Consider the following 5299-nt stretch of genomic DNA (forward strand, 5'->3'; position numbering starts at 1 on the left):
ATCCTGATTGGGTAAATGTAATTGCTATCACCCAAGAGGGTAAATTCGTATTAGTACGCCAATACCGTCACGGAATAAAAGAAACACGTTATGAAATTTGTGCCGGAGTTTGTGAAACCGGAGAAGAACCTTTGCTTTCTGCCCAACGCGAATTGTACGAAGAAACAGGGTATGGTAATGGAAATTGGACAAAACTTATGACCGTCTCTGCAAATGCCAGCACCATGACAAATATCACTCATTGTTATCTGGCTACGGAGGTAGAACGAATCTCCACCCAGCATTTGGAAGAAACTGAAGATTTGACAGTGCATTTGCTGAGTGAAGAAGAAATAAAAGCGTTGTTATTGAATGATGAAGTAAAACAATCATTGATGGCAGCACCGCTTTGGAAGTATTTTGCTTTATATTCTCATTCATAGTTCAATCACCCAAATACATTTTCAGGGAGGATTTTGCCCTCTCTGAAAATGTTTTTTGGCTTAAAGGATAAAGTAATCTAGAACCACTTTGCCCATAAAATATTGGAGTTCTCCGGAGAATTGATTTTGACAGGTTATTCTAAATGTCTTTTTATCTGTTCCTTATCATTTCAACAAAGGTAATTGATTTAACATTTCTTTAATTCTGATAGCAATCCGTGGCATCGGTTCGGCAACGGTTAGACCTACTGTTTCCTTCTCTTTGGCAATATCATTAATAACGCGGACCACTTCTGCCAATTTCATTCCATCGGGAACTACCCCTACGGCTGCTATAATTTCGGCAGGGTCGAGCACATCCATATCAAAATGAATTAACACGCGGGATGCTCCACATGATTTTAACCATTCATATATAGCATTACTATTTTGTGCTACATCTTCCGGAGTAAGATGTTTTATACCATATTGTTTCTGGCGGACTTTTATTTCATCACGTTCCCAATCACGCAATCCTACGAGCAGAATCTTTGAGGGGGCTATTTGGGCCGGTAGCTTGGAAAGGATTTCCTTGTCGCCTTTCCCCATGCAGGCAGTAACAGCCATGGCATGGAATCCGCTGTACATATCTCCGGGAAGTGTTATATCAGGATGGGCATCAATCCAAATCATTGCCACACCATCTTTATATTTCTCTGCAAGGTAGGTAAACGGAACGACACTGACAGAACATTCTCCTCCAAGAGTTACTATTTTATCAGGATCACTGATACGCAACAAGTCAAGAGCAGCTTTAGTCTGTTTCACAATAATGTCGCGGTCTAGTACACCGTCCTTTTTTCTACGTTCTGTAATTTCTGTTGAAATGGGAACTGTCAGTGTTTCTTGACTGCTGTCGGGAGCCAAGAAGTTAAGCAATTCTGCCCCTAAGAAGTATCCCTTTGATGCTGCTTCGGGATCTTTTATTTCAGTAATCCACCGAGCAATATCACCTCCTTGCCATTGCGGATAAATCAAACGAATTGTTTTTGTTTTCTTTTCCATACTTTGATTATTAATTGAATTTTTCTGTTGTGCATTAATAGAAATCACATTAACAGCCAGTAATATTATCAGAGATAACCACTTTTTCATTATATCATTATTATATATCCCATTATTCCTATATCTGAATCTGTCTGCAAATTTATAATTACCCGATGGTTTGCGCAAGTAGGGATAAATTAATCAGTATATGAATAATTTATCCCTATAACATGAAAAGAGTAGAAGCTATTCTTTCCATGTTATTTCAATATGATTAATTTTGCAGAAAAAAGAAGATTTATGTACAGAAAGAAAATACCTTTTGATATAGACTGCGGTGTGAAAATAGCGATGGAAGTGATTGGTGGAAAATGGAAAAGCTGCATTATTCAAGAATTGGACAAAGGCCCGAAGCGCCCGAGTGAACTTCATCGTTACTTTGATGATGCCAGCCCAAGGGTAATCAACCAACAACTGAAAGAACTGGAGATTCATGGCATGATACAGAAAAAGATTTTTTCGGAACTTCCTCCCCATACAGAATATTCCATTACAGAGCAAGGTAGAACACTGCTTCCCATTATTGAACAATTAGAAAAATGGGGAGATGGATTCCGACCGCAAATGAAGAAAATATTAGGAATGGAAGACTAAGTTCAACAAGATATGATTCTTTATCAATTCGGTTTTCTGATTGAAAATGAATTACTTTGTCAATTAGAAAACGTTTTAAAAAGAGGGTAATTAAAACTATTATCATAAAACAATTTAAAGCCTTATGGGCTGTAAAATTCCATTCATTAAAACGCCCACAAGAATATGCTTTGCTGCTCAATGTCTCATCTGTTTATCTGAATGAGGCGGTGAAAAAGACGACTGGGTATAAGTGCCTATGTACTGAAAAGCGCTTTAATGGAAATGCTTGATATATAAAAAAGCGAGTGCAGATACTCCTTGAACAGAATGTCTGCACTACTTGAATATGTTTTAGAAGGTCACTTTACTCTTCTTTCCACTAACCTTGAAAGGGATTTATTTTCTTTGCTATAAAAAATGCATATCCATAGTATTCTTTATACTTACTATATAATTCAGCTTCATGGCAGATGGATGCCATCAGTTTTTCAGCTGTTTTATTCCCTGCATACTTCTTGATAAACATTTCTTTGGCTTTGGCCTGCGGAACATAATAATGTTCTGTCCAGCAATTCTCCGGAAGAATGAACGTAGCAACGGGAATATATCCCGCTTTTTGTATTTGTACTACTTTATTAGGAATTGTATCTATTTCCGTGTAAGCATTCATCCAGAAATCATGAATCTCTGCCGGACGGTGATCGGTAAACCAGACACTTTCAGAAACGGCAAGGTATCCTCCCGGTTTCAAATAATTGCGCCACTCGTTCAATCCTCGTTCAAAACCGATATTATAAATAGCTCCTTCCGACCAAATCAAGTCTAGGGATTCTTTTTCAAAAGAAAGGGCATCCATTGAACCGACTACACCTTTTACTCTATCCTGTAAATTTAACTTTTCGGCATTCCTGTTGAAGCATTCAATAAATTCCGGAAAGAAGTCGAGTCCTGTAATACTTCCCGGTGTATGTTGTGCCAATACCATTGTCTGACCTCCTGTCCCACAACCGAGATCGGCGATAAGGGATTGAACAGTGAGATTATTTATAAAGCTTAGTGCTTTTAAGGTTGCTTCGGGACTTCCGGGACCTTGCCGGTTTGTATTTAAAAAGAAATCACAGATTAAATTTACATCGAACTCTTGGATTGTATTATGATTATTATCGTTATTCATTATTGTAAAACATTGAGGGCATACAATCCCATTATTTGTATGCGGATTAAAAGATCAATTATAAATAATATAAAATTGCTCTCAAAAGACATTCTGAGAGTAAAAACGACTGGACAATCTATTCTATAAAAACAGATTGTTTACGACACCAAATCCGATATATGAGTTTTTAACATATTGCAAAGATACATTTATTTTATTGAATTGTAAATAGATTATTCATAAAAAGAATTATTCTTCTGTCCGATTCATTGAAAGTGATAGAAAATAATGTTTAAATTTAGTAAGGATTTGATCGTTTCCATTCTTTTAAAACCCTATTTTACGTTTCAAATAAATCATATCTTTTAGTAAAACCCCATTGTCAATGATAGGATGATCGTAATTCTCCGTGAAAAAATCTTTTATACAATGAGAATATTCAAAACCGCAACTTTTATAAAATGCAAGAGTGCCGGGAACGTCTCCCGTTCCCACCATCATCTGAGTATATTCTTTTGAGTAATGGTTTATCAGGTAATTTATTAGTTTTCTACCATATCCTTGTCGTTGGGCACTAGGGGTAACCGCTATATTCTTCAATTCACAAATTTTCGGACCTTCTTTTGTTACAACGCAAACAGCTTTTATCCCGTTATCTTCCAATACAAACAAGTCACCGCGCTCCAAATATCGGTCTATCATTATTTCCTGTTCATCCCCAAGCAATAATAAATCCAGATATTGCTTTTTATTTCTAGATATTTTAACGATGTGATAATCCATAATATTATATTTATGACATTCTTGTCTTTATTTTCATAGACAGTACAAAATAGCACTATTTTAACGATTCCTGGCATATCGGTAAATAGCAGCCGAAATATCAGAGATGATCTTAGTATTCGTTTCCATATTTTCTTTTGAGTCTTTGACAAATACGGCTACTACGTATCGGTTCCCATCAGGTAGAATTACAAAACCAATGTCATTGATGCCAATGTATTCCCCCCGTTCATTCTTATCGGAAGTTCCTGTCTTATGTCCTATCTTGACTTCACTTTCGGGAAGGGGAGCAGGTAGTCTGTCTTTACCTGTCTCACACTCTATCATAATATGTTTTAGAAAATTTGTATATTCATTTTTCATGGAATCTTGAGTCATAAAAAGTTCCAATAGATTGGCTGCTTCCATTGGTGTTGTCCAGTTTTTGTAACAATCATCCATGTCTTGATGCATCTCATCTTCGGTAGTAGTTATAGAAACATCGTTTATTCCCAATGAATGAATGTATTCATCCACCACGTTTACACCACCTATATAATCGAATAAAATATCACAGGCTACATTGTCACTTAACTGCATTGTATAAGCTAAAAGTTCACTAATCGGAAGTTCCAAATTACCTTGGGGATATTTATCACGCAAAGGGCTGTATGTATCCGGTTTGAAATACCTTTTATCAAGATATAGGGAAGTGGAAAGTGGAATATGTCGTTTTTGCAGGTAATCACATACAGCCAATGCCTGATGAAACTTATAAACGCTCATCATGGGATATTTTTCGGCATTATTTACGGCCAGCGTATCTTCTCCGTCTAGTATCAGAGCCACTCCTATAGTTGCTTTCTTATCTTTAATAATATGTCGAATCTCTGTTTTTAACGGTTCTAAAGGGTCTTGGGCCTTCCTCTGAATGCATCCACACAGTGCTCCACAGAATATACAGATATATAAGAGTTCTTTTTTTATTAAAGAACTAAAAGAAGACATGGGTTTACAAATCTTTATTATATTCATAGCTCTTCTTAAATAGTATTTTATCATTCTATAACTTTCATATCATCATGTCCGGTCGCAGGCAACCATACAGTGAGGATATCCTCCATTTTAATTTTCAAACTACAAGTATTGGTGCAAGGGTGACAACCTATATAAGTCACATTCATCAAACCCTTATCTATTAAAAGCTGTACTCTTTTTTCTTTATCCTTAATTCCGCAACACTATTATAAATTAAACTTTTTAAGTACCTGAGCAACAAAAAGTTGCTCAGGATTTT

At 36.2% G+C, this 5299-nt stretch carries 6 protein-coding genes; 2 read left to right on the forward strand and 4 right to left on the reverse strand.

The features are described 5' to 3' along the window. Positions 1-422, forward strand: a 422-nt coding sequence (locus AB5935_RS23210; RefSeq protein ID WP_368327613.1) for an NUDIX hydrolase, incomplete at its 5' end; no start/stop codon positions are given. A 165-nt stretch (positions 423-587) separates the two neighbouring features. Here AB5935_RS23210 and AB5935_RS23215 read toward each other — a convergent pair. Next, positions 588-1556, reverse strand: coding sequence for an arginase family protein (locus AB5935_RS23215; protein WP_368327614.1), 969 nt, complete (start codon positions 1554-1556; stop codon positions 588-590). A gap of 192 nt (positions 1557-1748) precedes the next feature. Between AB5935_RS23215 and AB5935_RS23220 the strand changes: the two genes are divergently transcribed. Beyond that, positions 1749-2102: a winged helix-turn-helix transcriptional regulator gene (locus tag AB5935_RS23220; protein WP_007849096.1), complete on the forward strand. Its 354-nt coding sequence runs from the start codon at positions 1749-1751 to the stop codon at positions 2100-2102. Positions 2103-2463: 361 nt separating this feature from the next. Here the strand turns inward: AB5935_RS23220 and AB5935_RS23225 are convergent, their stop codons facing one another. From AB5935_RS23225 to bla, 3 genes are all read right to left on the reverse strand, one after another. Beyond that, positions 2464-3258: a class I SAM-dependent methyltransferase gene (locus AB5935_RS23225; protein WP_007835484.1), complete on the reverse strand. Its 795-nt coding sequence runs from the start codon at positions 3256-3258 to the stop codon at positions 2464-2466. A gap of 309 nt (positions 3259-3567) precedes the next feature. Continuing rightward, positions 3568-4023 (reverse strand): GNAT family N-acetyltransferase, encoded by a 456-nt coding sequence (locus AB5935_RS23230; protein WP_007835485.1) that lies wholly within the window; start codon positions 4021-4023, stop codon positions 3568-3570. A gap of 60 nt (positions 4024-4083) precedes the next feature. Continuing rightward, positions 4084-4989 carry a class A beta-lactamase, subclass A2 gene (gene bla, locus AB5935_RS23235; RefSeq protein ID WP_371742955.1) on the reverse strand — a complete coding sequence of 302 codons (906 nt, stop codon included), beginning with the start codon at positions 4987-4989 and terminating at the stop codon, positions 4084-4086. Positions 4990-5299: the final 310 nt, after the last annotated feature.

The organism is Phocaeicola sp. RTP21198st1_B8_RTP21198_201120 (genome assembly GCF_040929485.1).
Taxonomy (GTDB): domain Bacteria; phylum Bacteroidota; class Bacteroidia; order Bacteroidales; family Bacteroidaceae; genus Phocaeicola; species Phocaeicola dorei.

Excerpts from the sequence above, each read along its gene's own strand:
- AB5935_RS23215 (WP_368327614.1), bottom strand. The coding sequence starts at position 1,556 with ATGAAAAAGTGGTTATCTCTGATAATATTACTGGCTGTTAATGTGATT.
- AB5935_RS23220 (WP_007849096.1), top strand. The coding sequence starts at position 1,749 with ATGTACAGAAAGAAAATACCTTTTGATATAGACTGCGGTGTGAAAATA.
- AB5935_RS23225 (WP_007835484.1), bottom strand. The coding sequence starts at position 3,258 with ATGAATAACGATAATAATCATAATACAATCCAAGAGTTCGATGTAAAT.
- AB5935_RS23230 (WP_007835485.1), bottom strand. The coding sequence starts at position 4,023 with ATGGATTATCACATCGTTAAAATATCTAGAAATAAAAAGCAATATCTG.